The following is a 25,580-nucleotide window of genomic DNA, read 5'->3' as shown; positions in this document are numbered from 1 at the left end:
GAAAAGTGGATCGATGCTGCCGACCGGGTCGTCCGGCCGGCAGCATCGTTTCCCAGCCTTCGCAAATACGGCCAAACGCCCCATGATCTTCAATGTCGGGTCGGCGCAGGTCGTCGAGGTCTGGTGACGCGCAGCCGCTACCTGTCGCTGCGTACGTTCGGACGAGGAACCCCCGTGAGGGAACGTTGCGACTCCAGGGGAAACACCGATCCAACATGATTTTGATCTAGGGGTTCCGTCAGCAGTCGGGGGCCAATTGGACCTCGTCATCACGCCGGCAGGGGCAGGAACCCTTGAGCCGTCTTCGGAACCGACCCCCGTCCGCAAGGCGTCCGACAGAAGTTCGATCAACGCCGCCACCGGCTCATGGCCTCCGCAACCGGTCACGTGGGGCAACCGGGGACGGGTGGACATCACCGGCACTGCCTGTCAATTCCTTTGACCGACGAACGTAGGTACCCCCGGTTCTGTACTCGTCGTTACTTTCCGTTCCATTCCCGGATGAGGGCTCCGGGAAGGAAACGGAGAAGACAATGAGGGCACGAACCCTGCTCGTGGGCCTCCTCGCCGCTTCCGCCACCGTGCTCGGGGGGGTCCTGCCCGCCACGGCAAGCGCGGCGCCCGCACCAGCGGACGAAGCAACCCCGTTCATCGTGGGTGGGCACAATGCCACGGAGACCTACAGCTTCATGGTCTCGCTGCAGCGCGGCGGCAGGCACTTCTGCGGTGGCTCACTGGTCAAGTCCGACTGGGTGGTCACCGCCAGGCACTGTGTCCAGGGCGCGTCGCCGGGCTCGATCCAGGCACGGATCGGTACCACCACGCGCAGCAGCGGCGGCGAACTGGCCGGGGTCCGCCGAATCGTCCCGGGCAGCGGCGACATCGCACTCCTCCAGCTCAACAAGCAGGTCAGCAAGACACCGATCAAGCTGGCGGCCGAGTCCGGTCCCGTCGGGACCAAGACCCGGATCATCGGCTGGGGCCAGAAGTGTGCGAACCGCGGCTGTGGCGGTGCTCCGGAAATCCTGCAGGAGCTGGACACCTCGATCGTCTCCGACGCGGGGTGCCGGGGTGGCCGGATCAATGGCCGCACCGAGATCTGCACCGACAACCCGGACAACTGGCGCGGGGCCTGCTACGGCGACTCCGGCGGACCGCAGATCAAGGCGGTCAACGGCAAGTGGGAGCTGATCGGCGCCACCAGCCGCAGCGGCAACGGCCACCCGCGGTGCGGCACCGGCCCGTCGATCTACGTCGACGTTCCGGTTTTCCGGTCGTGGATCCAGAACTACACCGGTCCCCTGGCCTGATCCGATCGGGCATCCAGCTCCATCACTGAGCGTCGAAACGGTGGCCCGCTCCCAGCCCGGGAGCGGGCCACCGCCCTTTCCGCGCACACGACCCGAGCACACGGCCGCGGCTCCCCCGCCGGATCCGGCATTTGATCAATTGCGTGAGTGTTACCGTCCGTCACCGACAGCTTTCTCTGCATCGGATGAAACACCCAACTCGTTCGCGTTATTAACGCAATTATTACTCACCATTTGACACTGGATATTGCTCCATATGGTCCACCCACCTAGGGTCCATTCACCCGGATGAGGGGTCCGGGAGGAATGGAGAAGCATGTTGATGAGGACCCGAACCCTGCTCGTGGGCCTCTTCGCCGCAGTGGCAGCGCTGGGTGGCTTCACCGCCCCGGCCACGGCCGCGCAGCCGGCCGGCGGCGTCGAACCGTACATCGTGGGTGGTCACAATGCGTCTCAGAACTACAGCTTCATGGTGTCACTGCAGGACGCCGGCCGCGGTAGCCACTTCTGCGGCGGCTCGCTGATCAAGTCGAACTGGGTGGTGACGGCCGCGCACTGCGTGGAGGGCACGTCGCCCGGCGAGGTCCAGGCCCGGGTCGGCAGCACCGACCGGATCAGCGGGGGCACCGTGGCTCCGGCCAGCAGGATCGTGCTGGGCAGCGGGGACATCGCCCTGGTCCAGCTCGCGCGGTCGGTGCCCCAGGCGCCGATCGGGATCGCGTCCGAGGCGGGCGCGCCGGGCACTGCCACCCGGATCATCGGGTGGGGGCAGACCTGTTCGCAGCCCGGTGGTTGTGGGTCGCCGCGCACGCTGCAGGAACTCGACACGTCGGTCGTGCCTTCCTGGTACTGCAGTGGAATCAACGGCGCCGAGATCTGCACCGACAACCCGAACGGATACTCCGGGGCCTGCTACGGCGACTCCGGCGGACCGCAGATCAAGGTCGTCAGCGGCCGGTGGGAGCTGATCGGCGCCACCAGCCGCAGCGGCAACGGCGACTCGAGGTGCGCTACCGGGCCGTCGATCTACACCGACGTCACCGCCTACACCAGCTGGATCCAGCAGCACACCGGCTCACTCGCCTGATGAGCACGCACGGAAGGGCCCGCCCCGGCCGGGGCGGGCCCTTTCCCTTGTTGCGGAGGATTTTCCGTCGGCGCGTCCACGCTTCACCGAGACCTCCGAAGGAGGCCCCGGCCTTCAGGCCGGGAAGGAAGTCAACAACGTGCCGCGTCCCGCTCCTGGATCCAGAACTTCTCGCCGACCTGCTTCCCTGAGCCAGCGCGAGGACGGGCATTGCCGCGACCGGTCGGTACGGACACAACGCCCGACACCGCCACGGTGAGCGGCGCGGCGGTCAGCCGGCGTCGCTGGAGTGGCCCGGGAACAGGTGTGCCGAGGGGTTGAGGGCCACCGCGATGTTGTTCACCGCGGTCGCGGCCTCCCCGAACCCGGTCGCGATCAGCTTGACCTTGCCGCGATAGGTCGCCACGTCGCCGGCGGCATAGACCCGGTCCCGCGAGGTCTTCATCGTGGTGTCCACGAGCACCGTCCTGCGCTGAAGCTCCAGGCCCCAGTGCTGGATGGGACCGAGGTCGGCGATGAAGCCCAATGCGGCAATCACCGTCTGCGCGGGCAACACCTCGCGGGCGCCGTCCTTGCGCGCGATCTCCACCTCGCGCAGCGACTCCTCGCCCCGCAGCTCGGCGACCTCGGCATCGGTGATGACGGGAACACCCAGGTCCCGCACCTTGTTCACGGTGCCGGCGTGTGCGCGGAAGGTGGCCCGGCGGTGCACCAACGTGATCGACCGCGCCACCGGATGCAGCGCCAGCGCCCAGTCGAACGCCGAGTCGCCCCCGCCGACCACCACCACGTCCTGCCCGCTGTGCGCGTCGAGCTGGGGCACGAAGTGCACCACGCCCCGGCCGAGCCAGCCGTTGGCCGCCGGCAGCGGGCGCGGACGGAACTCGCCGATACCGGCCGTGATGAGCACGGCACCGGTGGTCACCGCGGAACCGTCGGCCATCGAGACCCGTAGCCTGCCGTCGTCCAGCGTGGTCAGCTCGCGGGCCTGCCGGCCGAGCAGGTAGGTCGGCTGGTACTGCCCGGCCTGCTCCACCAGGGCCGCCACCAGGTCACGGCCGCGCACCGCCGGGTACCCGGCCACGTCGAAGATCAGCTTCTCCGGGTACATTGCGGTGACCTGGCCGCCGGGCTCGGGCAGCGAGTCCACCAGCGCCACCGACATGTCCCGGAACCCCGCGTAGTACGCGGCGAACAGGCCGGTGGGCCCGGCGCCCACGATCAGCAGGTCCACTTCCGTACCCGAAGCCATGGCATCCGCCTTCCGCCCGTGGTGGGACGCCACCGAGCGTATGCGGTGCGCGCCACGGTGCCCAGCACCGCCGACAGGGTCCAGACTCGAGGCATGGCTGATCTCCAGTTCCGGGTCGAGCACGACACCATGGGCGAGGTGCGGGTCCCGGCCGACGCGTTGTGGCGGGCGCAGACCCAGCGGGCGGTGGCGAACTTCCCGGTGTCCGGAAGGGGCCTGGAACGGGCCCAGATCCGGGCGCTGGGCCTGGTCAAGGCGGCCTGTGCCCGGGTGAACGGCCGGCTGGGGGTGCTGCCGGCCGAGCTGGCCGGGGCCATCGCCGCGGCCGCGGACGAGGTCGCCGCCGGGAAGTACGACGACCACTTCCCGGTCGACGTGTTCCAGACCGGGTCGGGCACGTCGTCGAACATGAACGCCAACGAGGTCATCGCCACCCTGGCCGAACGGCGGCTCGGGTCGACGGTGCACCCGAACGACCACGTCAACGCGTCGCAGTCATCGAACGACGTGTTCCCCACCACAATCCACCTGGCCGCGACCGAAGCCGTGCAGCGCGAGGTGGCGCCGGCCCTGGAGCACCTGGCCGACCTGCTGGGCCGACGTGCCCGGGACTGGGCCGAGGTGGTCAAGGCCGGCCGCACCCACCTGATGGACGCGGTGCCGGTCACGCTGGGCCAGGAGGCCGGCGGCTGGGCGGTGCAGGTGCGGCACGGCGTGGAGCGGCTGCGGTCCTGCCTGCCCCGGCTGGCGGAGCTGCCGATCGGCGGCACGGCCGTGGGCACCGGGCTGAACGCCCCGGAGGGCTTCGGCGCGGCCGTGGCGGCCGAGCTGGCCGGGGCCACCGGGCTGCCGGTCACCGAGGCGCGCTGCCACCTGGAAGCGCAGGGCGCCCGCGACGGGCTGGTGGAGTGTTCCGGGCAGCTGCGCACGGTCGCGGTGTCGCTGTACAAGATCGCAAACGACATCAGGTGGCTGGGCTCGGGGCCGCGCACCGGGCTGGCCGAGCTGCGGTTGCCGGACCTGCAGCCCGGGTCGTCGATCATGCCCGGCAAGGTGAACCCGGTGGTCTGCGAGGCCACGATGATGGTTGCCGCGCAGGTCATCGGCAACGACGCGACGGTGGCGTTCGCCGGTTCGCAGGGCAACTTCGAGCTGAACGTGATGATGCCGGTGATGGCCCGCAACGTGCTCGAGTCGTGCCGGCTGCTGGCGGCCGTGGCCCGGCTGCTCGCCGACAAGGTGCTGGCGGGTGCCGAGCCGAACGTGGAGCGGGCGCGCGAGCTGGCCGAGTCCTCGCCGTCGGTGGTGACCCCGCTGAACCGCTACCTCGGCTACGAGGAGGCGGCCTCGATCGCGAAGCAGGCGTTGAAGGAGCGCAAGACGATCAAGCAGGTGGTTCTCGAGCGTGGGCATGTCGAGGCCGGGCGGATCACCGCGCAGCAGCTCGATGACGCGCTCGACGTCCTACGCATGGCACGGGGTGGTCGTTGAATCCGGCACCGCCAATTCGTGCGTGAGGTGTGGATGATGGCCGGCGCGATATTCGTGGCGGAAACGTTCCGCTGTGAAGAGCGGGGTATGAGCGACTGTGGAGGCCGCAGCCTACGCAGGTAGCGCACAAGAGCTACTGCGTAGGGAGGAGCGGCCACGCCACGGGATGCGTGGATGCCACAGCGGGATGGAGTTCCACCCACTACCCGTGACGAAATGGGCGCCGATCCTCGGGCATTCGGGTGCCATCCTCGGGCGACTACCACCGGACCGGGCGCATACGGATGCCACGCCGGCTACCTAAACTCAGCTGCTGACCGTTGTCCGATCTGAAGACAGGGTCGAACACATGGGGTTGGAACTGGGGGACGAGAAACTGGTGGATCCGGCGCGGTTGTTGGCCGCACGGCTCCGAGCACTCAAGGCAAGATCATCGATGAGTTACGAGGCCCTTGCCCGCCGCAGCGGGTACAGCCGGTCCGCGTTGCACCGGTACTGCACGGGCCAGTGCGTGCCGCTCGAGTTCACGCCGATCAACCGGCTCGCCCAGGCGTGCGGCGCGTACCAGGAGGAGTCACGGGAACTGCAACGTCTCTGGGCGCTGGCTCACAGCGGTCGGATCGAGTCCGCGCACGACACGGGCCGGGCAGGAGTCCGCGCCATCCCGCGCGAGCGCGTGATGCTCGGCGCGGTCGCACTTGCCTGCACCGTGCTTCTGGCGTTGTTGGTCCGGCGGCAGTCCGCGCTCGGGCAGGCGTCGCCGGTTGGATAACTGGAACCGTGGGTGGTGGTGCCGTTCTCGCGGCACCACCACCCGATGGTTTGGGGATCAGAGGTTGAGGGATCAGACCTTCACGCGCTGCAGAAACGCCTTGACACTGCCGAACCTGCCGAGACGGTTCTTGATGTCCCTGGTCGTGTCGCCCTTCGGGCAGGCCCACGCCGTGTACTTGGTGACGCGGTTGTTGTAGACGACCCGCCACCGCACGCAGTGCCCGTCCGCCTTCTTGTCCTTGACCCAACTGTCGTAGCTGGAGTTCCCGTTTCGCCGGGCGCATGCGGTGATCACGCCCTGTCCCCACGAGTTGTTACCCGTGCGCCGGATGCACTGGTCGGGGGCAAGCGCCGTGCTGTCGAAGACGAGCATCTCGTCAACGACCTCTCCGGGCGCGGCATTCGCGGGCGCGGCACCTGCGGTCGCGGAGCCCGCGAGAACGGTGGTACCGGCAAGAAGCACACCACCTACCAACGAAAGAGCGCGATGCTTCTTGGACATGCGTGAACCTCCGACGGCAAGGTTGATAAGGCTCAGGAAGAGATAGGATCATTGGTGTTCGTCGTTCGCGATTTACTTTGGCAATCACGAACGAGCCTCAGCGTTGGCCAACCGGACCCTCCCCACAAGGACCTGGGACGGGTTCGGGACATCCGGGACGGGACGACGCCACCACCCGCCCATTGACCACGTGCCAGACACGCGGGAGGGAAGCGCGGGACGCTGGCCTGACAGATGCCGGACAGGATCTCCGCCATGGGCTTGCTCGACGTCGGTCCCGTGCGACCGACCGCCTCCCGCCCCCGGGACTGACCGTGCGCCTGGCCGGCTCGGTGCCGTCCAGGCGCACGGGTTTCCCGAGAGACAGCAGGAAGAGCAGGTTCGCTTCGCTGGCACGGCAACCGCCGGAACGCCGGCTACTGCCCCAGTTGGGTGGAGCGGTGGCGAAAGCGCGGGGGACTGTCGGCGACCACAGAACTGGTCTCGCCTTTCCCGAGCCAACCAGGATCTGGTGGATAATTGCACCGTCGTTGGAGCAGGTGAATCGCGAACCGCAACCGACCGCTGTGCCTTCTGATCCATTTTTGCCTCCTTGCCCGACTTTTCGTGAACATAAATGGTCCGGTCGAACCGGGAGAAACATCCTGGTACGTAGCTTCGGCAGTGCCGGTCGGGAATCACCGACCGACGCGGAAGGGGTTTGAAGTCACACCAAGGAGAACGATGATGATCCGCAAGCGCAGTATCGCCGTGGTCTCGGGTTTCACCGGCTTGACGCTTCTCGCCGGATCCTGGATGGGCGCGTCCGCGTTCGCCGCGACCGGCGAGGGCCAACAGAAAGGCACCTGCTCCGGCATCGCGGTGACGGACAAGGACGGCAAGAAGGTTGAGGTCACCCCGGCCACGAAGAGGGAGAAGACCGACCAGGGTGCCAAGAACCAGTCCACCATCCAGTGCGACAACGTCGTCATCACCGACAGGGACGGCAAGAAGGTCGACACCGTCCCGGCCACGGAGAAGAAGGAGGGCGCCAACCAGGACGCCGGGAGGCTGCCCACCATTCCGTGCGGGGACTCCGGAAGCAGCGCCAAGGACGGCCAGCAGGTCAAGTGCGAGCCCGCCCAGCCCGCCAACCCGGTGTGATGGGCCGGGCGGCACTCATGTCGTGATGCCGACCCGCCTTGCCGGCGCAGTGCGGCAGGGGAGCGTGACGGCGTCACGCTCCCCTGCCGCAGTTGAACTTGATCGCTTTCGCCAGCGGCGGGCAGGGTCCCGCATGGGGCGGCGCGCTCCTGACCGAGCGCGGAGTCGGGCGATCATCGAGATCCGGCGTATCTTTGTCCCAGTAGGCCCTTGTCTCGGAGAGGGGGCGCGCCGTGACCGATACGTCTGGCACCGGGCACGAACCGTCCAAGCCCTCACCTGCGGACTCCGCCACCCCGTCCCAGCGGCCCGCCGCTGGGACGACCCCGACGCGGCCTGGTGCGCGCCAGCTACGCACCAGGGCCGGCGCCACCTGGGTTGGCATCATCGTCTTCGCCGCCGTGCTGGTGCTCCTGCTGATCTTCATCCTGCAGAACACCCAGGCCGTGGAGATCTCCTACTTCACCGCGAGCGGGCAGGTGTCGCTGGCGGTAGCCATGCTGCTGGCCGCCGTGGCCGGTGTGCTGCTGACCGCGATCGCCGGATCGCTGCGGATCTGGCAGCTTCGCCGCGACCTGCGACGTTCCGCCCGTCGATGACCGCTCAACCTTTTGCGGTCGGGGCACGCGTCTCTCGTGAGGGCATGCCCTTGTGGCTGGGCACGAACAACACCCCGACACCCGAGGCGGATTTCTGGAAGGCCAGCCGCTCGCGCGGCGGGCCGTACTTGTAGCAGGTACATCGCGGTCTGGGGAAGAGGGCCCGGGTCCGGTACGCTTGATCAGGTCGGTCGCGGGCCGAAGTCTTCCCGGCCGAGTGGACCAGCGATAAGCTCCAGTTTGGTGCCTAACGACTGGTCCACCTTGCGGGAGCTGCTGCTGCCCGCCGTGACCGCCGCCTCCCGCGGCCGTCGCGGACGGGCCCTGGAGGTCGCCCTCCGGGAGGCGATCCGCGCGGGACAGCTACATCCGGGCACCCGCCTCCCCGCCACCCGCGACCTCGCCAGCCAGCTCGACGTTGCCCGGGGCACCGTCACCGCCGCCTACGACCAGCTCGTCGCCGAGGGGTACCTGGTGGCCCGCCGCGGCTCCGGAACGTCGGTGGCGACCACCGCCCTGGGTGGCGAGCCGCGCCGGGTCGAACGCAGGACGACCCCGCAGCCGTGGCAGTACGACCTACGGCCCGGGCTCCCGGCACTTGCGGCTTTCCCTCGCACCGAGTGGGCATCGTGCAGCCGCGCCGCCCTGGCCGAGCTGCCCGACGCGGAGCTTGGGTACCCGGACCCAGCCGGCCTCGCCGACCTGCGCACCGAACTCGCGGAGTACCTCGGTCGCGTGCGGGCGGTGCTCGCCGACCCGGCGGACATCCTCGTCACACACGGTCTGGCGGAGGCGTGCACGTTGATCGCGGACGTGCTCCGTAACCGCGGCCACCGCCGCATCGCGGTGGAGGACCCCGGGCACCCCGGCCAGGCGGAGTTGTTCACGCGCCACGGCCTCCAGCCGATCCCGGTGCGGGTCGACCAGGGCGGATTGCGAATCGACGACCTGGCGGCGTCAGGTTGTCGTGCGGTGCTGGTGACCCCGGCACACCAGTTCCCGTTGGGAGTGCCACTGCACGCTCGCCGCCGTCGGGAGTTGGTGGACTGGGCACGGCGCTGCGACGGCCTGGTGTTGGAGGACGACTACGACGCTGAGCACCGATACGACCGGCCGGCGCTCGGTGCGGTACAGGCCCTCGATCCGTTGCGCGTGGCGTATCTCGGCAGCGTGTCGAAGACCCTGGCCCCGGCGCTTCGCCTTGGCTGGGCGGTGATTCCGGCCGGGTGGCGGGCGGATGTCGTTGAGGCCAAACGGTTGCACGACCTGGGATGTAGCCCACTGCCGCAAGGAGCGTTCGCACGCATGCTGCGGGCGAGTGGGTACGACCGGCACCTGCGCCGCACGCGAGCGAACAACCGAAGACGCCGCGACGCGTTGCTGGAGGCGTTGACGGAGTTCCTGCCGGACTGGCAGATCACGGGTATCGCGGCAGGGCTGCACGTGGTGGTGCGGCTGCCGGAGGGGGTTGACGATCGCGCGTTGTCGGCCCGGTTGGCGGACAACGGGGTGCACGCGCCGAGCCTGGCGTCCTACGCACGGGGAAACCGGTCCGGCCCGTTCCCGGGGCTGGTGCTCGGGTACGCGTCGATGACGCCGGACCGGCTTCACGCCGCGGTGCAGCGGATCGCGGAGGTCGCGGCTACCGGCTGAGGTGGCGGACGAAGCAGGACCACTCGGCGGCGGAGAACTGTAAGTGCGGGCCGGACGAATCCTTGGAGTCGCGCACGGCGACGGTCGTGCTTGCGCAAGCAACCTCAACACACGTGTCGGTGTCGGAGCTACGGCTGCTCTTCCGCCACGCAGCGACCTCCACGCAGTTCGCGATGTCGCTGCTCTGGGAACTCTTCCTCCAGCGGCCCATGCTCGCCTCGTGCACGGACATTCACGCTCCTCTCCGGCGTCAGCCCTGCTCGACGAGCGCCGAGATGAGCTCCGCCGTTTCGGTCGGTGCAAGGGCTACCCTGAGGATATTGCTGAGGGCCTCTCGATAGGAGGAGTGATCCGAATCTTCTTCAAGAAAGAGCCCCGTGCTCTGGTTCTCGACGTAGACGAGATCTGGCTCGCCCTCGAACTCCAAGATCATGAAGGGCCCTCGGAAGCCTGCGTAGGCACCAGCAGCCAAGGGAACCACTCGTAGTAGGACATTCGGACGCTGTGCTGCCTCCAGCAGGTAGCGAAGCTGCCGCGACATCACCTCCTCCCCGCCTACCGGTCGACGCAGCGCACCTTCATCAAGCAACGTAACAAGAATCGGGGCGTCGGTCCGGCTCAGCACCGCTTGCCTCGCCATACGAGACGCGACGAGCGTATCCAGCTGTCGGTCAGACAACGCACCGTTGATACCCCGTAGGACAGCTCGTGCGTAGTCCGCAGTCTGGAGCAGCCCTGGCACGAACATCGCTTCGTAGCAGCGGAGATGGCAAGCCCTGGCTTCGAACTCGATCAGACTGCGCCACAAGGTCGGCAGGCCCGGCTGACGCCTCCACCAACCGCCACGATCTGCTGCCCTCAACCATCTGATCACCTCGCGCCGCTTCCGTTCAGGTACTTGGTAGAGCCCCAGCAGAGCCGCCAGATCCTCAACCTCGATCCCGCTGACCGCGGTCTCTATTCGGCTGATCTTGCTAGCCGACATGCCCAGCTTCTCGCCGGCCTCGGCACAGGTAAGTTCGGCCTTTTCCCTGAGCTTGCGGAGCTCGACCGCGACGCGACGGGACCGGATCGCCGTGTGTGACCCCTTCATGGCGACATCGTCTTGCCGCTTGATCAGCTAGCACAACTACACGATGTGGTTAGTGCGTGCAATGTTTGCAACGTGCCATGGTCCGGCCATGACCACCGAGAACACTTCGCTGAACGCGAAGGACATTGACCTTCTGATCCTCGACCAGACGCCCAGCGAGAAGACCTGGGAGGTGCCCGCGCATGGCGACAAGGGGCCGGTCACCATGTCGCTCCGCCTGCCCGATGTGCGGATCACCGACTCGGCCGGGCGCTACATCGTCGTCTCGCCCGAGCAGGCCGAGCTGATCGGCTCGAAGCTGGCCGACCTCGCCTGCTGGCTGCACTACCGCGATCCTTCCTGACCCTCGTCCCCCGTCTGAGCAGGCGAAATGTCGGGGGTCGGGGTGAGGATGGGGGCGTGCTGCTCGCCGATGTCGTCGCGACGTCCGAGGCGGTGACGGCGACCCGGTCCCGCAAGGCCAAGATCGAGGCGCTCGCCGCCGTGCTGTCGCGCGCCGCTCCGGCCGAGGTCGAGCCGGCCACGGCCTTCCTCGCCGGCGAGCCCCGGCAGGGCCGGATCGGCACCGGCTGGGCCACCCTCGCCAAGCTCAGGCCCACCCCGGCCCCCTCGGCAACCCTCACCGTCGAGGACGTCGACCACGCCCTCGACGTCCTGCGCGGCACCACCGGGACCGGCTCGACCCAGCGTCGCCAACAGCTGCTGGCCGATCTCTTCGGCCAGGCCACCGCCACCGAGCAGGACTTCCTCATCCGGCTGCTGATCGGAGAACTCCGGCAGGGCGCCCTGGAGGGCGTCATGGTCGACGCGATCGCCGCCGCCGCGAACGTCCCGGCCGAGGCCGTCCGTCGCGCCTTCATGCTCTCCGGCCGGCTCCCGGTCACCGCGGCGGCAGCCCTGCACGGCGGCCGAACCGCCCTGGCCACCTTCCACCTCGAACTCGGCCGGCCGTTGCGGCCGATGCTGGCCTCCCCCGCCGACACCCTCGACGACGCCCTGTCCGAACTCGGCGACGTGTCCGTGGAGTACAAGCTCGACGGCGCGCGGATCCAGGTCCACCGCAACGGCGACGACGTCCACGTCTTCACCCGCAAGCTTCGTGAGGTCACCGGCTCCGTCCCGGAGCTGGTGGACCTCGTCCGCGGCCTGCCCTGCGAATCCGTCGTGCTCGATGGGGAAACCCTGGCGCTCGACGACAACGGCCGGCCGCGCCCCTTCCAGGAGACCATGAGCCGCTTCGGCGCGGCCTCGGCACACGAACTCCTCCTCCACCCGTACTTCTTCGACGTCCTCCACCTCAACGGGGAGGACCTCCTCGGCGAGCCCCTTCACACCCGCCTCGACGCCCTGCTCAGGGTCGCCGAGGAACACCGCGTCCCCGGGCTCCTGCGCCCCAACCCCACGGCCGCCGCCGCGCTGCTCGACGACTCGCTCGCCGCCGGCCACGAGGGCGTCATGGTCAAGGCCCTGGACTCGATCTACGCGGCGGGCCGGCGCGGCCGGGCGTGGCAGAAGGTGAAACCCGTCCACACCCTCGACCTGGTGGTGCTCGGCGCTGAGTGGGGACACGGGCGCCGCACCGGCTTCCTGTCCAACCTCCATCTCGGTGCGCGGGATCCCGCGGGCGGCCCGCCGATCATGGTCGGCAAGACCTTCAAGGGCCTCACGGACGAACTCCTGGAGTGGCAGACCCGCGAGCTGCGGTCCAGGGCGGTCAGCCGGGACTCCCACACCGTCTACGTGCGTCCCGAGCTGGTCGTGGAGATCGAGCTGGACGGGGTGCAGGTCAGCCCGCGCTACCCGGGCGGCGTGGCGTTGCGGTTCGCCCGGGTGCTCCGGTACCGGCCGGACAAGGACCCGGCAGAGGCTGACTCCATTGACCAAGTCAAAGCAATGTTGCCCAGATCCGGGTAGTGTCGTGGAATCGTGCGGTTCCTCGACGGGCATGAGCCCCGCAACGACCTGACCTACGACGACGTCTTCCTGGTGCCCCGCCGCTCCGGTGTGGAGTCCCGGTTCGACGTGGACCTCGCCACGGCGGACGGCACCGGTGCCACGATCCCGATCGTCGTCGCCAACATGACCGCGGTGGCGGGTCGGCGCATGGCCGAGACCGTCGCCCGCCGCGGCGGCCTGGTGATCCTGCCCCAGGACGTCGCCCCGGAGGCGGTCGCCGAGATCGTCTCCTGGGTCAAGACCCGGCATCCGGTGTGGGACACCCCGCTCGTGCTGCGGGCCCACGAGGCCGTGGCCGACGCCCTCAACCTGCTGCCCAAGCGCGCACACAACGCCGTCGTGGTCGTGGACGACGACGGCCGGCCGATCGGGGTGGTGGACGAGCACGCGTGCGCCGGGGTCGACCGGTTCACCCGCGTCGGCGAGGTCGCCGACACCGACATCGTCACGCTGCCCCTGGACACCGAGCCACGGAAGGTGTTCGACGAGCTGCACGGCCGGGCCGTGGCGCTCGCCGTGAACACCGACGGCAAGCTCGCCGGGATCATGACCCAGGTCGCCGCGCTGCGCGCGGAGATCTACCGCCCAGCGCTGGATGACGCCGGCCGGCTGCGCATCGGCGCCGCGATCGGCGTCAACGGCGACGTGGCCGCCAAGGCCGGGGCGTTGCTCGACGCCGGGGTGGACGTGCTGGTGGTGGACACCGCGCACGGCCACCAGGAGAAGATGATCAGCGCGCTGAAGGCGGTGCGCTCGGTGCACCCGGTCGGCTCGAAGGTCCCCGTGGTCGCCGGCAACGTGGTGACCGCCGAGGGCGTGCGCGACCTCGTCGAGGCCGGTGCGGACGTCATCAAGGTTGGTGTCGGCCCGGGTGCGATGTGCACCACCCGGATGATGACCGGGGTCGGCCGGCCGCAGCTCTCCGCCGTGGCCGAGTGCGCCGCGGCCGCCCGGGAGCTGGGCGGGCACGTGTGGGCCGACGGTGGCGTTCGCCACCCACGGGACGTGGCGTTGGCCCTGGCGGCCGGCGCGTCCTCGGTGATGATCGGCTCCTGGTTCGCCGGCACCTACGAGTCGCCCGGCGACCTGATGCGGGACGAGTCCGGCCGGCCGTACAAGGAGTCGTTCGGCATGGCCTCCAAGCGGGCCGTGTCCGCGCGCACCAAGACCGACAGCAGCTTCGACCGGGCCCGCAAGGCCCTGTTCGAGGAGGGCATCTCCGCCTCCCGGATGCAGCTCAACCCGACCGCACCGGGCGTGGAGGACCTGCTGGACGGCATCTGCTCGGGCGTGCGCTCGTCCTGCACCTACGCCGGTGCGCACACGCTGGAGGAGTTCCACGAGCGGGCGGTGCTGGGCGTGCAGTCGGCGGCCGGGTTCCACGAGGGCCGGCCGTTGCCCAGTGGTTGGTGACTTGACGTGAGCGGGGGGCATGGCACGGTCGTGTCATGCCCCCCTTCGCTATCCGGTCGGCCATCCCGGCCGACGTACCCCCGATCACCCAGGTTGTCCTGCGCGTTCGTGGGGAGGCGTCACCCGCGCTACCCCGACTCCGCACCGTTGACGAGGCCACCCAGTGGGTCGAGGAGACACTTGCCTCGCACGAGGTACACGTCGCAGAGGTTGAGGGCGCGGTGGTCGGGTTCTCCGCGCTCAAGGGCTCCGAGGTGAAGCACCTGTACGTGCACCCATGCGCGCGTGGCAGAGGCGTGGGCAGCGCCCTGGTCGAGCACGCCAAGCAGGGTCATGACCGGCTCGACGTCCACACCTTCCGGCGCAGTGAGCGGGCGCGGGAGTTCTGCTATCGCCACGGATTCCGGCTGGTCGAGCTGGGTGACGGCAGCCACCACGCCACCGTCGAGCCGGACGCGCGCTACTTCTGGACGGCGCGGTAGCCACGCCACGCCGTCGCGCTTCTCGGCCGAGAGCGCACGCCGTTTGCCTGGGGGCGCTTGGGAAACGGCGTGCACGATCCGTCGTGCCGTCGACGCGGAGTGTCACGTGGCTGGACACTCGCGCTGACCAGCGACCAGAATCACACGCACTTAACGGGTCATCCCCGAAGATCGGGCGTCATCAGGACGCCATCAACCGTGTTCCCGCTACTCGACCACCCGAGTGGCAAATAACGATTGCATAAACTCTTACATCACGTTAGAGTTTTCTCCGGGCCGAAGATCGAAACAGCACACGTGAGCAACGGTGGCCGGGTTCGTCGACCCACCACCAGCGCTCCCCGTCCTGGGGGACTCCACCGTGCTTGACCCGACCACCGCCGGCTACCGCGACAACACAGCAGCACGGATGCGAGCCCTGCTCTCCGCCCGGGTGACCCTGCTGGTCGGAATCTCGGTCACGGCCATCGTCGCGTGGGTGCTCTACCGCGTCACCAGCGATCTCCACATTGACCTGGAGGTTTACCGAGCCGGAGTGCTCGCCTGGTGGCACGGCGGCGATCCTTACGGCTCGCTGCCCGCGACCCGCAGCGGCGCACACCTGCCCTTCATCTACCCGCCGTTCGCCGCACTGGCTCTCGGCCCCTTCGTGGTGTTGCCCTGGTCGGCCGCGGTCGCCGCGCTGATCGCGACGTCGCTGGTCGCGCTGGGCGGGACGCTGTACCTGGTGGCCCGGCGGTTGTGGCCAGCCGGCGGCACGGTCGGTGCGCTCACCGCGACTTCGGTGGCGCTGCCGTTGGCCCTGGTGCTGGAGCCGACGTTCGAAACGTTCCGCTTCGGCCAGGTCAACATCGTGCTGATGGCGCTGGTCGCCGCGGACTGCCTGGTGGTCTCGCCGCGGTGGCCACGAGGTCTGCTGGTCGGCATCGCCGCGGCGATCAAGTTGACTCCAGCGGCGTTCCTGCTGTTCTTCGTCCTGCGGCGGGACTTCCGCGCGGCCATCACCGCGGTCGTCTCCGGCGCGGTCGCCACGGTGCTCGGGTTCGCGGTGGCGCCGGCCGCCTCGATGCGGTTCTGGTTCGGCGGGATGCCCACGTCCGGGATCAGTGGGTCGCCGTTCCACACCAACCAGTCGATCCAGGGGACGCTGGCTCGGCTGGAGTTCCCACCGGTGCTGCTCGAGGCGTGCTGGCTGGTCGCCACGCTGGCGCTGGTTCTCCTTGCCGCGGTGCTGATCCGCCGGGTCGAGGCGACCCTTGCCGTGGTGGTCAACGCCGCGGTCGGGCTGCTCGTGTCGCCGACCTCGTGGTCGCACCACTGGGTGTGGATCGCTCCGACGCTGCTGGTGCTCACCGCCTATGCCCTGCGGCTGCGCAGCATCGGGTGGGCCCTGGCCGCCATGGTCCTCGCGGTGGTGTTCCTCGTTGCGCCGCATCGCTTCCTTCCCGGTGGTGACCGGCGGGAGCTGGGCTGGAACGCGGCGGAACACCTGATCGGCAACTCCTACGTGCTGGTCACGATCGTCGCCCTTGTCGTGTTGCTCGGGGCGGCCCGGGCCCGTGGGAGATGCACGCCGACATCGCCGGCCACTCCCCCGACCGAGTCGTCCCGACAACTCACCGAGGTCGGCGCACCGTGATCACACGCCGCGAAGTCACCCTGTTACGCGTCATCCAGCGTGGGCTGCTCGGCTCGCCCACAGCGGTCCGGTCGGCCCGCGCGCTGTCCTTCTTCGGGGAGCACGCCGCCGGCTGGCTCGTGGTCACCGTGGCGGCCGGGGTTGTCGACCGATCCCGCCGCCGGTCCTGGTTGTTACGCGCCGCGGGCATAGCCGTGGCGCACGGATTGTCGATCACGGTGAAACGTGTGGTCCGCCGGAATCGGCCGACGGATCCGCGGGTGCGGGCGCTCGCCAGCACTCCGAGCCGGCTGAGCTTCCCTTCCTCCCACGCCGCATCCACCGCGGCCGCCGCCGTGCTGCTCACCGGACACGGTCGGCGGCTGGCGACCGCCATAGTGCCGCCGATGCTGCTCAGCCGGCTCGTTCTGGGCGTGCACTACCCGAGCGACGTGGTCGCCGGCACGGTGCTCGGTGCCGCGGTCGGGCTCGGGTTCCGGCGAATGGCCGACCGCGTCCGGACCGAGAACGGAGGCCGGGCGTGACCGTTACCGCGTCCGAGGTCCCAGGTCCCGTCCACTCCCGCAGCGATACGGCAGTGGGCCTGCTCCTGGCCCTGCGTCCCCGGCAATGGACCAAGAACGTGCTGGTGCTCGCCGCGCCGTTCGCGGCCGGGGCGTTGACCAGCGCACCGGTCCTGCTGCGGTCGCTGGGCGCGTTCGCGGCGTTCGCGCTGGCCGCTTCCGGCGTCTACCTGGTCAACGACATCCGGGACCGCAAGGCGGACCGTCAGCATCCGACGAAGTGTCGCCGGCCGATCGCCGCCGGACGGGTGCCGATCTGGTTGGCAGCGACGGCTGCGGGAGCCCTGCTGGCGGGCGCGCTGGCCCTCTCGGGATGGGTGGCACTGCCGTTGCTTGTTGTGCTCGGGGTGTACGAGGGGGTTCAGCTCGGCTACTGCTTCGGGTTGAAGCACGTTCCGGTGGTCGAGATGGGCATCGTCGCCTCCGGCTTTCTGTTGCGGGCCATCGCCGGTGGGGCCGCGACGGGGATCGTCCTGTCGAACTGGTTCCTGCTCGTCAGCGCGTTCGGTTCGCTGTTCGTGGTGGCGGGTAAGCGGTACGCCGAGGCGTTGCTGGTGGCTGGTACGGATCTCCGGACGCGCCAGGCGATCCGCGCCTACACACCGTCCTATCTGCGGTTCGTGTGGATGTCCTCGGCCGCGGTGATCATGAGCATGTACGGGCTGTGGGCGTTCGACATCCACGGGGCGTCCGACTCGCGGTGGCCGATCATCTCCATGGTTCCGTTCGTGCTGGCGGTGTTGCGCTACGGCATGGAGGTGGACAACGGTTCGGCCGGAGCGCCGGAGGACGCACTGCTCGGTGACCGGGTTCTCCAGGTGCTTTTCGTACTGTGGGCGGCATCCTTGGGCCTGGCGCTCTACGTCCTCTAGGCGGAAGAACCGCGGAAGCGCCTCCCGGTGGGGAGGACTTCAGCCCTTCGTCCGTGCTCTCACATCGGAAGCCGCCGGAACAGGGCCCGCGGCACGTGTCGCAGTGCCGACATGACCCAGCGCAGCGGTCCGGGCACCCACACCAGTTCCTTGCCGGCGCGCACTCCCTCCACCACGGCGGTCGCGACATCCTCCGCCGTCACCGACAACGGCGCGGCGTCGAGGCCGTCCGTCATCTTGGTGCGCACGAAACCCGGCCGCACGACACACACCCGCACCCCATGCGGGCGCAACGCCTCGCCAAGTCCGAGGAAGAACCCGTCCATGCCCGCTTTACCGGAGCCGTAAACGAAGTTCGACCGACGCACCCGCTCACCGGCGACCGAGGACAACGCCACGATCGACCCGTGCCCCTGTGCCCGCATCCGCTCGGCAAGCAGCACACCGAGCGATACCGGAGCGACGTAGTTGACCTCGGCCAGCTCGCGGGCAACCTGCACGTCCTGCCAGGCCCGCTCCTGGTCACCGAGCACACCGAACGCGACCACCGCCAGGTCGATGTCACCGTGGGCGAAAGCCTTGTCCACAACAGTCTGATGCCCGTTCGGATCCCTGGCATCGAATGGGACACTGTGGACAGTGCAGCCAAGCGTCATCAATCGTTCGGCCGCGGCCTCCAGCCTGGCTGACGGCCGGGCAGCCAGCACGACGCGTAGCGGCCGTTGCCGTGCGTACCGCTGGACGATGGCCAGACCGATGTCGGACGTCCCGCCGAGGAGCAGGACGGACTGCGGATTCCCCACTGCATCGATCACAGCGTCAACCTTCGCGACAGGTCGGAGGTGAACACACCGTCGGGATCGACGGAGTGCCGTATGCGCGACCACTCGTCGAGCCGCGGGTACATCCGGCGCAACACAGCGGATGTCATGCGGGAGTCCTTGGCCAGATAGAGCCTTCCGCCGGCGTCGGCAATCCACTCGTCCAGCTCGTCGAGCAGCTGGCCGAGCCCGGGCGCAGCCGGCATGTCCACGGCCAGGGTCCAACCCGGGGCCGGAAAGGACAGAGGTGCCGGGTTGCCGTCGCCGAACCGCTTGAGGACGTTGAGGAAGGACACGTGGGGCGAGGAGCTGATGCGCTCGACACAACGGCGCAACGTCTCCTCGGCGCCGAACGGAGCCACGAACTGGTACTGCACGAAGCCGCGCGGCCCGTACACCCGGTTCCAGTCCCGCAACGCGTCCAGGGGGTGGAAGAACTGGGAGATGGTCTGGATTTCCCCACGCCGCTCACGCGGTGCCTTCCGGAACCACAGCTCGTTGAACACGCCGATCGTGGCCCGGTTCAACAGCCCGTTCGGGAAGACCGGTGGTGCGCTCAACCGCTCCTTCGCGGTGAACTTCAACGGAGCACCACGCAACCGCTGCGGAAGCTGGTCGCGCGTGGCGTTCCAGCCACGGGTCAGCACCGCGCGGCCCAGTCGGGCACCGGTGGCCACGGCGTCGAACCAGGCCACCGAGTAGGTGTAGCGGTGGTCGTCCTCGGCGAGCCGGGCCATGAGGTCGTCGAGGTTGTCGGCGCGTTCGGTGTCCACGACGCAGTAGGCGGTCTCGACCGGCATCATCCGGATCCGGGCCCGCAGCACGATGCCGGTGAGGCCCATGCCGCCGACGGTGCACCAGAACAGTTCCGGTTCGCGGTCCGGACCGATGGTGCGCACGGTACCGTCGGCGCACAGCAGGTCCAGGGATTGGACGTGGTTGCCGAAACTGCCTTGGACGTGGTGATTCTTGCCGTGAATGTCGGCAGCGATGGCGCCGCCGACGGTCACCTGTCGGGTGCCCGGGGTCACCGGAACGAAGAGTCCGAGCGGCAGGAGCCGCCGGATAAGGGCATCCAGGCTCGCACCGGCGTCGACGTCGATGACCCCGGTGTCCGGGTCGACCGAGTGCAGCTCGTCCAGTCCGCACAGGTCGAGAACGAGGCCGCCGGCGTTCTGCGCCGCATCACCGTAGCTGCGCCCCAGCCCGCGGGCGAGGACGCCTCGCCCGCTCCGGGTGCGCACCGCCTCGGCGATCTCGTCGGTGCTGGTCGGGGTGACCAGCTTCGCCACGGTGGACGCGGTACGCCCCCAACCGGTGAGGGTGCGCGGCAATCCCGAACTGATCGCTCCCATCCCGCCCATCCTATGGGTGTGGTGAGTGTGGTCGCGGTGAGCGGCACCCCGGGGCGCCGGCCGTGGTTGGCCTTCTTCCTACGCCTGGCGCGCTTCTTGCGAGCACGCTGGACATCAAGGTCCTTCTTAACGTTTCCCTGGCTCAGTCGCCCAATCCCGTCAGGCGCGCACTGAGCTTCCAGAGCCGCTCGAGATTGCGTGGATCATCAGCGGCGGGCGCCTTCACGCTGACGTCGAGTCCCTCGTAGTCGGCGCCATTCTGCACCTCGGGATGCGAGAAGAGAGTCCTGACCACGGTGGCGGCCTCCGAGACCCGATGACGATTCAAGGGATGGACCATTTTCATGACGCGGTCTTTTCGCCGCGTACCACTTGGCTCCACGGCCGAACCCGCCTCACTCCTCCCCCCAGGACACCTCATGACCAGCGTGAAGCGGCATCAGGCCACTCAGACGACCCATTAACGCCGCCCTGAGAACGTGTCCGGGGTACTCCGAGATGGGGTGAGTCCACGGTTCGTGGGCCCTACCGGCAGAGCCCACGCCACTGACAGCGACGATCGAGCGATCAATTCGGTCGACCCAGAACGTTCCGCGCACACCCGGAGGGCACCCACCGGTCGCCCAAAACGCGGGCTGGCTCCCGGTGAGCCACACCAGGAGCCAGCCGCGTGCACACGTGTCGACCTAGCCGAGGTGATCACCTTCCAGCATCTCGGTCACCAGGGCCGCGATCGGGGAGCGCTCCGAGCGGGTCAGGGTGACGTGCGCGAACAGCGGGTGACCCTTGAGCTTCTCGATCACGGCCGCCACGCCGTCGTGCCGTCCCACCCGCAGGTTGTCCCGCTGCGCGACGTCGTGCGTCAGTACCACCCGGGAACCCGTCCCGAGCCGGGACAGCACCGTGAGCAGAACGTTGCGTTCCAGCGACTGGGCCTCGTCGACGATCACGAACGCGTCGTGCAGCGAGCGGCCGCGGATGTGGGTCAGCGGCAGGACCTCCAGCATCCCGCGGTCGAGCACCTCGTCGATGACGTTCTGGCTCACCAACGCGCCCAGGGTGTCGAACACCGCCTGTGCCCAGGGCTGCATCTTCTCGCTCTCGGTGCCGGGCAGGTAGCCGAGGTCCTGCCCGCCGACGGCATAAACCGGGCGAAACACCACCACCTTGCGGTGCTGTTGCCGTTCCAGTACCGCCTCCAACCCGGCGCACAACGCCAGTGCCGACTTGCCGGTGCCCGCCCGGCCACCCAGCGAGATGATCCCCACCTCCGGGTCGAGCAGCAGGTCGAGGGCGATCCGCTGTTCGGCGGACCGACCGTGTAGCCCGAACGCCTCCCGATCGCCACGCACCAGCCGAACCCGCTTGTCGGGGGTGACCCGAGCAAGCGCGCTCGCCGTGCCGGCGAGCAGCCGCAAGCCCGTGTTGCACGGCAGCTCACGTGCCTCGTCCAGGTCGGCGACGCCCTCCTTGAACAGGGTGTCCACCAGCTCCGGCGCCACCGGCACGTCTGCCGTACCGGTCCAGCCCGAGGGCGCGACGTCCTGCGCCCGGTACTCGTCGGCGGTCAGCCCCACCGCTGCCGCCTTCACCCGCAACGGCATGTCCTTGGTGACCAGCGTCACCGCGCCCCGCTCCGCGGCGAGGTTGAGCGCGCAGGCCAGGATCCTGGCGTCGTTGGAGTCGGTACGGAAACCTGCCGGTAACACCTCCGGGTCGGTGTGGTTGAGTTCCACGTGCACCGTGCCCCCGGCCTCGCCCACGGGCACCGGGGCGTCCAGCCGCCCGTGGCGCAACCGCAGGTCGTCGAGCAGGCGCAACGCCTCGCGGGCGAACCAACCGAGCTCCGGGTGGTGCCGCTTCCCCTCCAGTTCCCCGATCACCACCAGGGGCAGCACCACCACGGCCTCCGCGAATCGGGTGATCGCCCACGGATCGGACAACAACACCGACGTGTCGAGCACGTAGGTGTGCACCGGTGCGGCGGCCGGCCGCTGCCCGGCGGTACGAGGGGAGCTGGAGGAACGGCTGGCGGTTCGCCTTGAAGAGCGCTGTGCTGTCACGGCAACTCCCTGCGGACGCGGCACCCGCGTCCGCTCCTCGGTGGGCCGGGCATCCGGTCCCTGCCGGCCGTCACGGTCCACCCGCCTGGACGGCGGTGGCCCTCCTACGGCCGCGGGGACCGGGTGCCGGCCCCCTCGTGCGGGTTGCGGACGGCCGAACCGTCCCACCGACCACAGCCACGAACAGGGCCCTCCCGGGGCGAGCCGCCTCCGACACGACCCGCCGGCATGGACGCTACCTGCGGTTACCCTGCTCAGCAGGCAGGCACACGGGTGATTCACACAGCTGTCACCGCGACGCTACGTACGCCGGAATCGCCTACGTCGCGTATTGACCGGATGGCGCAATACCCGCCCCACCCACCCTCCGAGGTAGCCAGGATGGGTCATGGCCTGGGCAAACGCCGGCGATCAGGGCTTGCGCCGACCGGCCCGCCCCCGATCAGCCGTCGGCGGGTCCCCCGGTGGGGCGCGCCCCCGCGCTGGACGCCAGCTCCGCCCGCACGGCGGCGGGCACCAGTGGCTCGTCCAGCAGCCGCCGGTACCGCTCGCCCAGCGGCTCACCGGCCGGCCGCGCCGCCAGCCACGACCGCAGCAGCCGGTAGCCCTCGACATAGGTGGTGGTGTAGGCCCGCCACAGCGGGTCGGACAGGAAGCGCAGCATGTGCCGGGCCCGGCGCTCGTCCACCAGCAGCCACCGGCGCAGGTGAGCGACGACCTCGTCGGGGTCGGCCCCGCGGTCGTGCAGCAGCAGGGCGGCGTCCTGCTGCACGGTCAGCAGCCCGGCCAGGGCATGCTCCACCCGCTCCGCCAGCTCACCCTCCATCCGCAGGCCGAGGTCGGCCATGATCTCCGCGGTCCACGGTCCCCAGCCCGGCCCGACCACGGCGTGCAGTCCCAGATCGGCCAAACCCTCCGCCATCAGGCACTGGGGCGTGTTGACCAGGAAGATTGTCTGCTCGGTGTGGGCGAGCCGGCCGATGAGACCGGCCTGCTTGCGGCAGTGCTCGGTGTGGTGCCCCGGATAGGACTCGTGCGCGACGAGATGGGGCAGCGCCGCCATCCGGTGCCCCACGTCGGCGTTGATCGCCACCCTGGACCGGTAGTCGCCCAGGTAGTAGTTGAACCCGCTCCACGGCTTGTCGGTCACCACCTGGTACTCGACGGTCTCCTCCGGGGGCAGGCAGTAGCGCACCCGCACGCGGTCCCGTAGGGCGCTGCTCAACGCGAGCACGCAGGGCTCCAGCTTCTCCGGCGGCACCTCGTCGCGTGCCCGGAACGCCGCGATCCGGTCGGGCAGCGACCCGTCGCCGGGCAGCAGGCGGTCCAACTCCACGTGGCTGGCGCGGTAGGCGTCCGGGTCCCCCAGCTCGATCCGGACCTGGAAGTAGGACTCGACCTCGGCCACGAACGGGACGCGCTCCCCGGCGAGCTTGCGACCGGAGCATTCCAACGCGACCAGGTGGGCGTCGAGGAAGCGGCGACGCTCCCCGTCCAGATCGCTGCTGTCCAACTCGGCCCGCAGTTCCCGTGCGCGGGCGGCGAGCGCGGCCGGCTCCGGAGGGGGCTCGGACTCCACTTGGCGGCGTAGCGCCGCCTCGCCGGTGTAGGCGTCCACGAACCCGGGGACGAGCCGGTCGAATCGCAGGCCGAGCAGCAGGTATTCGCGCACCACGCGCTTGGGGCCCATGAAGCGGGGAGCTTAGGCCAGCGCGCCGGGCCATACCCCCTCAATGGGCAAAGCGAGCAGCAATACCACGCCACTACGCGTGGCAGGGAGGAGGCCACGCCACTCGGAAGGGTGGCATGGCCAAGTGGTGGCGTCGGGTTCACCGAAGAGCGCGACGGTTTTGTTACCGAACGTATATCCGAACACGATCGTGCGTCGCCGCTCCGAATTACTATCAACAAATACCGATCACCACTTGTCGACATCTCGACAAAATTCGCACAACCAGGTGATCACGATTCCATTTCGACGGATCCCTGACTAACGTGACCCGTGCCAATGGTCCCCGCACCGACCGGATCCGGTGGGCCAGAAGCAAACAGGGGGTTTCTACCATGAGTCCTCCGAGCAGGGTTACGCGGGTCAGGGAGCGTGCTACTTGAGGAAGACGGCCAGAGTCCTCGCCACCGGTGTGGCTGAATTGCCGCCGTTGCACAACCCAGCCGCCGCCAACGGCGACCATGCCAACGCCGGCCGCCCGAAGGTCGACAACCTCAATACGAACACCACCCGACACCGCATCGTGTGGAACCGCCGGTTCCGGGGAAAGGCACCGAACAACGGCGTGCCCGGCACCCGCCCCGTGCGCCGCTTCTGCCCACCTCCCCATGGTCGCTGGAAACCACGGCCCCAGTCCCTTCACCACGTCGCCACGCGCGCCTGGTGAGGCACCACAACCGAATAACGCCAACAGTGGAAACGACCCGGGCTACGGCCCGACCCGTCCAACACCTTCGAGCTCGGCCTCCCCGCGAGGTCCGAGGAAACCACGGTCGGTGGCTCCGAGCCCGGTGGTCTGGTGTCGGCACCCCGAGGTGCGTGACATCGCCCCCGGGCCCGACCACCGGCCGATCGACCGGTAGCCAGTGACAAGCCAACAAGCAGCGAGAACTGCAGGACTAATCAGGGGTGCGAGATGATGAAAAAGGTTTCGACCCTCCTCGTCGCCACGGCCGCGGCCCTCTCGATGGCGGCCGCCCCGGCGGTCGCCGGCGGCGGCAAGCACGTTCATAAGGAGGACAACGACTGGAACGGCGCCGTCAACGTCGTGAGCGGTAACCAGGTCCAGATCCCGGTCGGCGTCTGCCAGAACAACATCGGCCTAGCCGGGGTTGCGGTTCCGATCATTGCCCCCATGTTCATGAAGGAATGCGCCACCGCCGTCGCCAAGCAGGACTTCTGATCCCCGGTGGGGGTGCCCGCCGGGTACGGGCACCCCACCCCATATCTCGGACAAGGCGGATTCTCCGGCCGGCATCGACAGTCGAGACCGGGCCTCTGCGACAACAGCAGAAACTGCAACACCCACGACACAGGCTTACGACCTGTCCCGAGCAAACCTGCACCAACAGGGTCCGATGGCCCGACCCCCCGGTCAGGACCGGACCCCGCGGAACGCGCTGGAACCGGGCAGTTGGTCGCTCGTTCCGGTGAGTTCGGGAGTGGTCGTGATTGACGAAGAGAAAATCTAGGGGTGCGAGATGTTCAAGAAGATCTCCGGTGTCATTGTCGCCACCGCTACCGCGCTGGCGATGGTGGCCGGGCCGGCAGCGGCCGGCGGCGGGTACGTCCACGAGGAGGACAACGACTTCAACGGCGCCGTCAACGTCGTGAGCGGTAACCAGGTCCAGATCCCGGTCGGCGTCTGCCAGAACAACATCGGCCTGATCGGGCTTGTCATCGCGGGTGGCTCGCCGATGATCATGAAGAAGTGCGCCACGGCAAAGGCGTACCAGAAGTTCTGACCGCCACCACCACATCCGACAACTGAAGACAGCGTCGA

General features: G+C 69.0%; 25 protein-coding genes. 16 read left to right on the top strand and 9 right to left on the bottom strand.

Translation table 11 applies throughout. The annotated features are described in order from the left end of the window. Positions 1 to 533 precede the first annotated feature (533 nt). Both IEY55_RS21570 and IEY55_RS21565 read left to right on the top strand, forming a co-directional pair. Complete coding sequence (locus IEY55_RS21570; protein ID WP_189060336.1) at positions 534 to 1,310, top strand: S1 family peptidase; 777 nt, start codon at positions 534 to 536, stop codon at positions 1,308 to 1,310. A gap of 322 nt (positions 1,311 to 1,632) precedes the next feature. Further along, entirely contained in the window at positions 1,633 to 2,397 is a 765-nt protein-coding gene (locus IEY55_RS21565) for a S1 family peptidase (protein ID WP_189060335.1), read from the top strand. A 271-nt stretch (positions 2,398 to 2,668) separates the two neighbouring features. Here the strand turns inward: IEY55_RS21565 and IEY55_RS21560 are convergent, their stop codons facing one another. Beyond that, on the bottom strand, positions 2,669 to 3,649 hold the full coding sequence (locus tag IEY55_RS21560) for an NAD(P)/FAD-dependent oxidoreductase (protein ID WP_189060334.1): 981 nt from the start codon (positions 3,647 to 3,649) through the stop codon (positions 2,669 to 2,671). A gap of 93 nt (positions 3,650 to 3,742) precedes the next feature. Between IEY55_RS21560 and IEY55_RS21555 the strand changes: the two genes are divergently transcribed. Together IEY55_RS21555 and IEY55_RS21550 are read left to right on the top strand one after the other, a co-directional pair. Further along, complete coding sequence (locus IEY55_RS21555) at positions 3,743 to 5,140, top strand: class II fumarate hydratase (protein WP_189060333.1); 1,398 nt, start codon at positions 3,743 to 3,745, stop codon at positions 5,138 to 5,140. A gap of 349 nt (positions 5,141 to 5,489) precedes the next feature. Then, positions 5,490 to 5,912 (top strand): helix-turn-helix domain-containing protein, encoded by a 423-nt coding sequence (locus tag IEY55_RS21550; RefSeq protein WP_189060332.1) that lies wholly within the window; start codon positions 5,490 to 5,492, stop codon positions 5,910 to 5,912. 72 nt (positions 5,913 to 5,984) lie between these two features. Here the strand turns inward: IEY55_RS21550 and IEY55_RS21545 are convergent, their stop codons facing one another. After that, positions 5,985 to 6,416, bottom strand: a complete 432-nt coding sequence (locus IEY55_RS21545; protein WP_189060331.1) for a hypothetical protein — start codon at positions 6,414 to 6,416, stop codon at positions 5,985 to 5,987. 723 nt (positions 6,417 to 7,139) lie between these two features. On the opposite strand from IEY55_RS21545, the gene IEY55_RS21540 reads away from it, so the two are divergent. The 3 genes from IEY55_RS21540 to pdxR all read left to right on the top strand — a co-directional run bounded on the left by IEY55_RS21540 (position 7,140) and on the right by pdxR (position 9,811). Continuing rightward, entirely contained in the window at positions 7,140 to 7,559 is a 420-nt protein-coding gene (locus IEY55_RS21540; RefSeq protein WP_229686615.1) for a hypothetical protein, read from the top strand. Between the two features lie 233 nt (positions 7,560 to 7,792). Continuing rightward, the gene (locus tag IEY55_RS21535) at positions 7,793 to 8,158 is read left to right on the top strand and encodes a lipopolysaccharide assembly protein LapA domain-containing protein (protein WP_189060329.1); all 366 of its coding nucleotides are present in this window, start codon (positions 7,793 to 7,795) and stop codon (positions 8,156 to 8,158) included. A gap of 243 nt (positions 8,159 to 8,401) precedes the next feature. After that, positions 8,402 to 9,811, top strand: coding sequence for a MocR-like pyridoxine biosynthesis transcription factor PdxR (pdxR, locus tag IEY55_RS21530; RefSeq protein ID WP_189060328.1), 1,410 nt, complete (start codon positions 8,402 to 8,404; stop codon positions 9,809 to 9,811). Here the strand turns inward: pdxR and IEY55_RS21525 are convergent. Together IEY55_RS21525 and IEY55_RS21520 are read right to left on the bottom strand one after the other, a co-directional pair. Next, the gene (locus IEY55_RS21525; RefSeq protein WP_229686619.1) at positions 9,801 to 10,022 is read right to left on the bottom strand and encodes a DUF397 domain-containing protein; all 222 of its coding nucleotides are present in this window, start codon (positions 10,020 to 10,022) and stop codon (positions 9,801 to 9,803) included. The genes pdxR and IEY55_RS21525 overlap by 11 nt on opposite strands. A gap of 39 nt (positions 10,023 to 10,061) precedes the next feature. After that, on the bottom strand, positions 10,062 to 10,904 hold the full coding sequence (locus IEY55_RS21520; RefSeq protein WP_189060326.1) for a helix-turn-helix domain-containing protein: 843 nt from the start codon (positions 10,902 to 10,904) through the stop codon (positions 10,062 to 10,064). 88 nt (positions 10,905 to 10,992) lie between these two features. On the opposite strand from IEY55_RS21520, the gene IEY55_RS21515 reads away from it, so the two are divergent. From IEY55_RS21515 to IEY55_RS21485, 7 genes are all read left to right on the top strand, one after another. Beyond that, on the top strand, positions 10,993 to 11,247 hold the full coding sequence (locus tag IEY55_RS21515; RefSeq protein WP_229686614.1) for a hypothetical protein: 255 nt from the start codon (positions 10,993 to 10,995) through the stop codon (positions 11,245 to 11,247). Between the two features lie 56 nt (positions 11,248 to 11,303). Next, positions 11,304 to 12,818 carry an ATP-dependent DNA ligase gene (locus tag IEY55_RS21510; RefSeq protein WP_189060325.1) on the top strand — a complete coding sequence of 505 codons (1,515 nt, stop codon included), beginning with the start codon at positions 11,304 to 11,306 and terminating at the stop codon, positions 12,816 to 12,818. Between the two features lie 12 nt (positions 12,819 to 12,830). Next, positions 12,831 to 14,273, top strand: a complete 1,443-nt coding sequence (locus tag IEY55_RS21505) for a GuaB1 family IMP dehydrogenase-related protein (RefSeq protein WP_189060324.1) — start codon at positions 12,831 to 12,833, stop codon at positions 14,271 to 14,273. A gap of 35 nt (positions 14,274 to 14,308) precedes the next feature. Next, a complete protein-coding gene (locus IEY55_RS21500) occupies positions 14,309 to 14,755 on the top strand; it encodes a GNAT family N-acetyltransferase (RefSeq protein ID WP_189060323.1) in 447 nt (148 codons plus the stop codon). A 307-nt stretch (positions 14,756 to 15,062) separates the two neighbouring features. Then, positions 15,063 to 16,394 (top strand): glycosyltransferase 87 family protein, encoded by a 1,332-nt coding sequence (locus IEY55_RS21495; protein WP_229686613.1) that lies wholly within the window; start codon positions 15,063 to 15,065, stop codon positions 16,392 to 16,394. Further along, complete coding sequence (locus tag IEY55_RS21490) at positions 16,391 to 16,918, top strand: phosphatase PAP2 family protein (RefSeq protein WP_229686612.1); 528 nt, start codon at positions 16,391 to 16,393, stop codon at positions 16,916 to 16,918. The genes IEY55_RS21495 and IEY55_RS21490 overlap by 4 nt, the downstream gene beginning before the upstream one ends. Beyond that, a complete protein-coding gene (locus IEY55_RS21485; protein ID WP_189060321.1) occupies positions 16,915 to 17,829 on the top strand; it encodes a decaprenyl-phosphate phosphoribosyltransferase in 915 nt (304 codons plus the stop codon). The genes IEY55_RS21490 and IEY55_RS21485 overlap by 4 nt, the downstream gene beginning before the upstream one ends. A gap of 59 nt (positions 17,830 to 17,888) precedes the next feature. On the opposite strand, the gene dprE2 is transcribed toward IEY55_RS21485, so the two are convergent. The 5 genes from dprE2 to IEY55_RS21460 all read right to left on the bottom strand — a co-directional run bounded on the left by dprE2 (position 17,889) and on the right by IEY55_RS21460 (position 23,758). Beyond that, positions 17,889 to 18,644, bottom strand: coding sequence for a decaprenylphospho-beta-D-erythro-pentofuranosid-2-ulose 2-reductase (gene dprE2 / locus IEY55_RS21480; protein ID WP_189060320.1), 756 nt, complete (start codon positions 18,642 to 18,644; stop codon positions 17,889 to 17,891). Beyond that, positions 18,641 to 20,005 carry a decaprenylphosphoryl-beta-D-ribose oxidase gene (gene dprE1 / locus IEY55_RS21475; RefSeq protein WP_308424774.1) on the bottom strand — a complete coding sequence of 455 codons (1,365 nt, stop codon included), beginning with the start codon at positions 20,003 to 20,005 and terminating at the stop codon, positions 18,641 to 18,643. The genes dprE2 and dprE1 overlap by 4 nt, the downstream gene beginning before the upstream one ends. A gap of 142 nt (positions 20,006 to 20,147) precedes the next feature. After that, on the bottom strand, positions 20,148 to 20,351 hold the full coding sequence (locus tag IEY55_RS21470; RefSeq protein WP_189060318.1) for a hypothetical protein: 204 nt from the start codon (positions 20,349 to 20,351) through the stop codon (positions 20,148 to 20,150). 340 nt (positions 20,352 to 20,691) lie between these two features. Further along, positions 20,692 to 22,068: an RNA 5'-3' helicase PhoH2 gene (phoH2, locus tag IEY55_RS21465; RefSeq protein WP_189060317.1), complete on the bottom strand. Its 1,377-nt coding sequence runs from the start codon at positions 22,066 to 22,068 to the stop codon at positions 20,692 to 20,694. A 442-nt stretch (positions 22,069 to 22,510) separates the two neighbouring features. Further along, positions 22,511 to 23,758 carry a DUF885 domain-containing protein gene (locus IEY55_RS21460; protein WP_189060316.1) on the bottom strand — a complete coding sequence of 416 codons (1,248 nt, stop codon included), beginning with the start codon at positions 23,756 to 23,758 and terminating at the stop codon, positions 22,511 to 22,513. Between the two features lie 958 nt (positions 23,759 to 24,716). Here IEY55_RS21460 and IEY55_RS21455 point away from each other — a divergent pair. Together IEY55_RS21455 and IEY55_RS21450 are read left to right on the top strand one after the other, a co-directional pair. After that, the gene (locus IEY55_RS21455; protein WP_229686611.1) at positions 24,717 to 24,980 is read left to right on the top strand and encodes a hypothetical protein; all 264 of its coding nucleotides are present in this window, start codon (positions 24,717 to 24,719) and stop codon (positions 24,978 to 24,980) included. 298 nt (positions 24,981 to 25,278) lie between these two features. Beyond that, positions 25,279 to 25,542: a hypothetical protein gene (locus tag IEY55_RS21450; RefSeq protein ID WP_189060314.1), complete on the top strand. Its 264-nt coding sequence runs from the start codon at positions 25,279 to 25,281 to the stop codon at positions 25,540 to 25,542. The last annotated feature ends 38 nt before the right edge of the window (positions 25,543 to 25,580 follow it).

The sequence above is a fragment of the Longimycelium tulufanense genome (assembly GCF_014645795.1).
In the GTDB taxonomy this organism is placed as follows: Bacteria; Actinomycetota; Actinomycetes; order Mycobacteriales; family Pseudonocardiaceae; genus Longimycelium; species Longimycelium tulufanense.
This window is presented reverse-complemented; position numbering and strand designations above follow the sequence as displayed.

Excerpts from the sequence above, each read along its gene's own strand:
- IEY55_RS21570 (WP_189060336.1), top strand. The coding sequence starts at position 534 with ATGAGGGCACGAACCCTGCTCGTGGGCCTCCTCGCCGCTTCCGCCACC.
- IEY55_RS21565 (WP_189060335.1), top strand. The coding sequence starts at position 1,633 with ATGAGGACCCGAACCCTGCTCGTGGGCCTCTTCGCCGCAGTGGCAGCG.
- IEY55_RS21560 (WP_189060334.1), bottom strand. The coding sequence starts at position 3,649 with ATGGCTTCGGGTACGGAAGTGGACCTGCTGATCGTGGGCGCCGGGCCC.
- IEY55_RS21555 (WP_189060333.1), top strand. The coding sequence starts at position 3,743 with ATGGCTGATCTCCAGTTCCGGGTCGAGCACGACACCATGGGCGAGGTG.
- IEY55_RS21550 (WP_189060332.1), top strand. The coding sequence starts at position 5,490 with ATGGGGTTGGAACTGGGGGACGAGAAACTGGTGGATCCGGCGCGGTTG.
- IEY55_RS21545 (WP_189060331.1), bottom strand. The coding sequence starts at position 6,416 with ATGTCCAAGAAGCATCGCGCTCTTTCGTTGGTAGGTGGTGTGCTTCTT.
- IEY55_RS21540 (WP_229686615.1), top strand. The coding sequence starts at position 7,140 with ATGATGATCCGCAAGCGCAGTATCGCCGTGGTCTCGGGTTTCACCGGC.
- IEY55_RS21525 (WP_229686619.1), bottom strand. The coding sequence starts at position 10,022 with ATGGGCCGCTGGAGGAAGAGTTCCCAGAGCAGCGACATCGCGAACTGC.
- IEY55_RS21520 (WP_189060326.1), bottom strand. The coding sequence starts at position 10,904 with ATGAAGGGGTCACACACGGCGATCCGGTCCCGTCGCGTCGCGGTCGAG.
- IEY55_RS21515 (WP_229686614.1), top strand. The coding sequence starts at position 10,993 with ATGACCACCGAGAACACTTCGCTGAACGCGAAGGACATTGACCTTCTG.
- IEY55_RS21500 (WP_189060323.1), top strand. The coding sequence starts at position 14,309 with ATGCCCCCCTTCGCTATCCGGTCGGCCATCCCGGCCGACGTACCCCCG.
- dprE1 (WP_308424774.1), bottom strand. The coding sequence starts at position 20,005 with ATGGGAGCGATCAGTTCGGGATTGCCGCGCACCCTCACCGGTTGGGGG.
- IEY55_RS21470 (WP_189060318.1), bottom strand. The coding sequence starts at position 20,351 with ATGAAAATGGTCCATCCCTTGAATCGTCATCGGGTCTCGGAGGCCGCC.
- IEY55_RS21460 (WP_189060316.1), bottom strand. The coding sequence starts at position 23,758 with ATGGGCCCCAAGCGCGTGGTGCGCGAATACCTGCTGCTCGGCCTGCGA.
- IEY55_RS21455 (WP_229686611.1), top strand. The coding sequence starts at position 24,717 with ATGAAAAAGGTTTCGACCCTCCTCGTCGCCACGGCCGCGGCCCTCTCG.
- IEY55_RS21450 (WP_189060314.1), top strand. The coding sequence starts at position 25,279 with ATGTTCAAGAAGATCTCCGGTGTCATTGTCGCCACCGCTACCGCGCTG.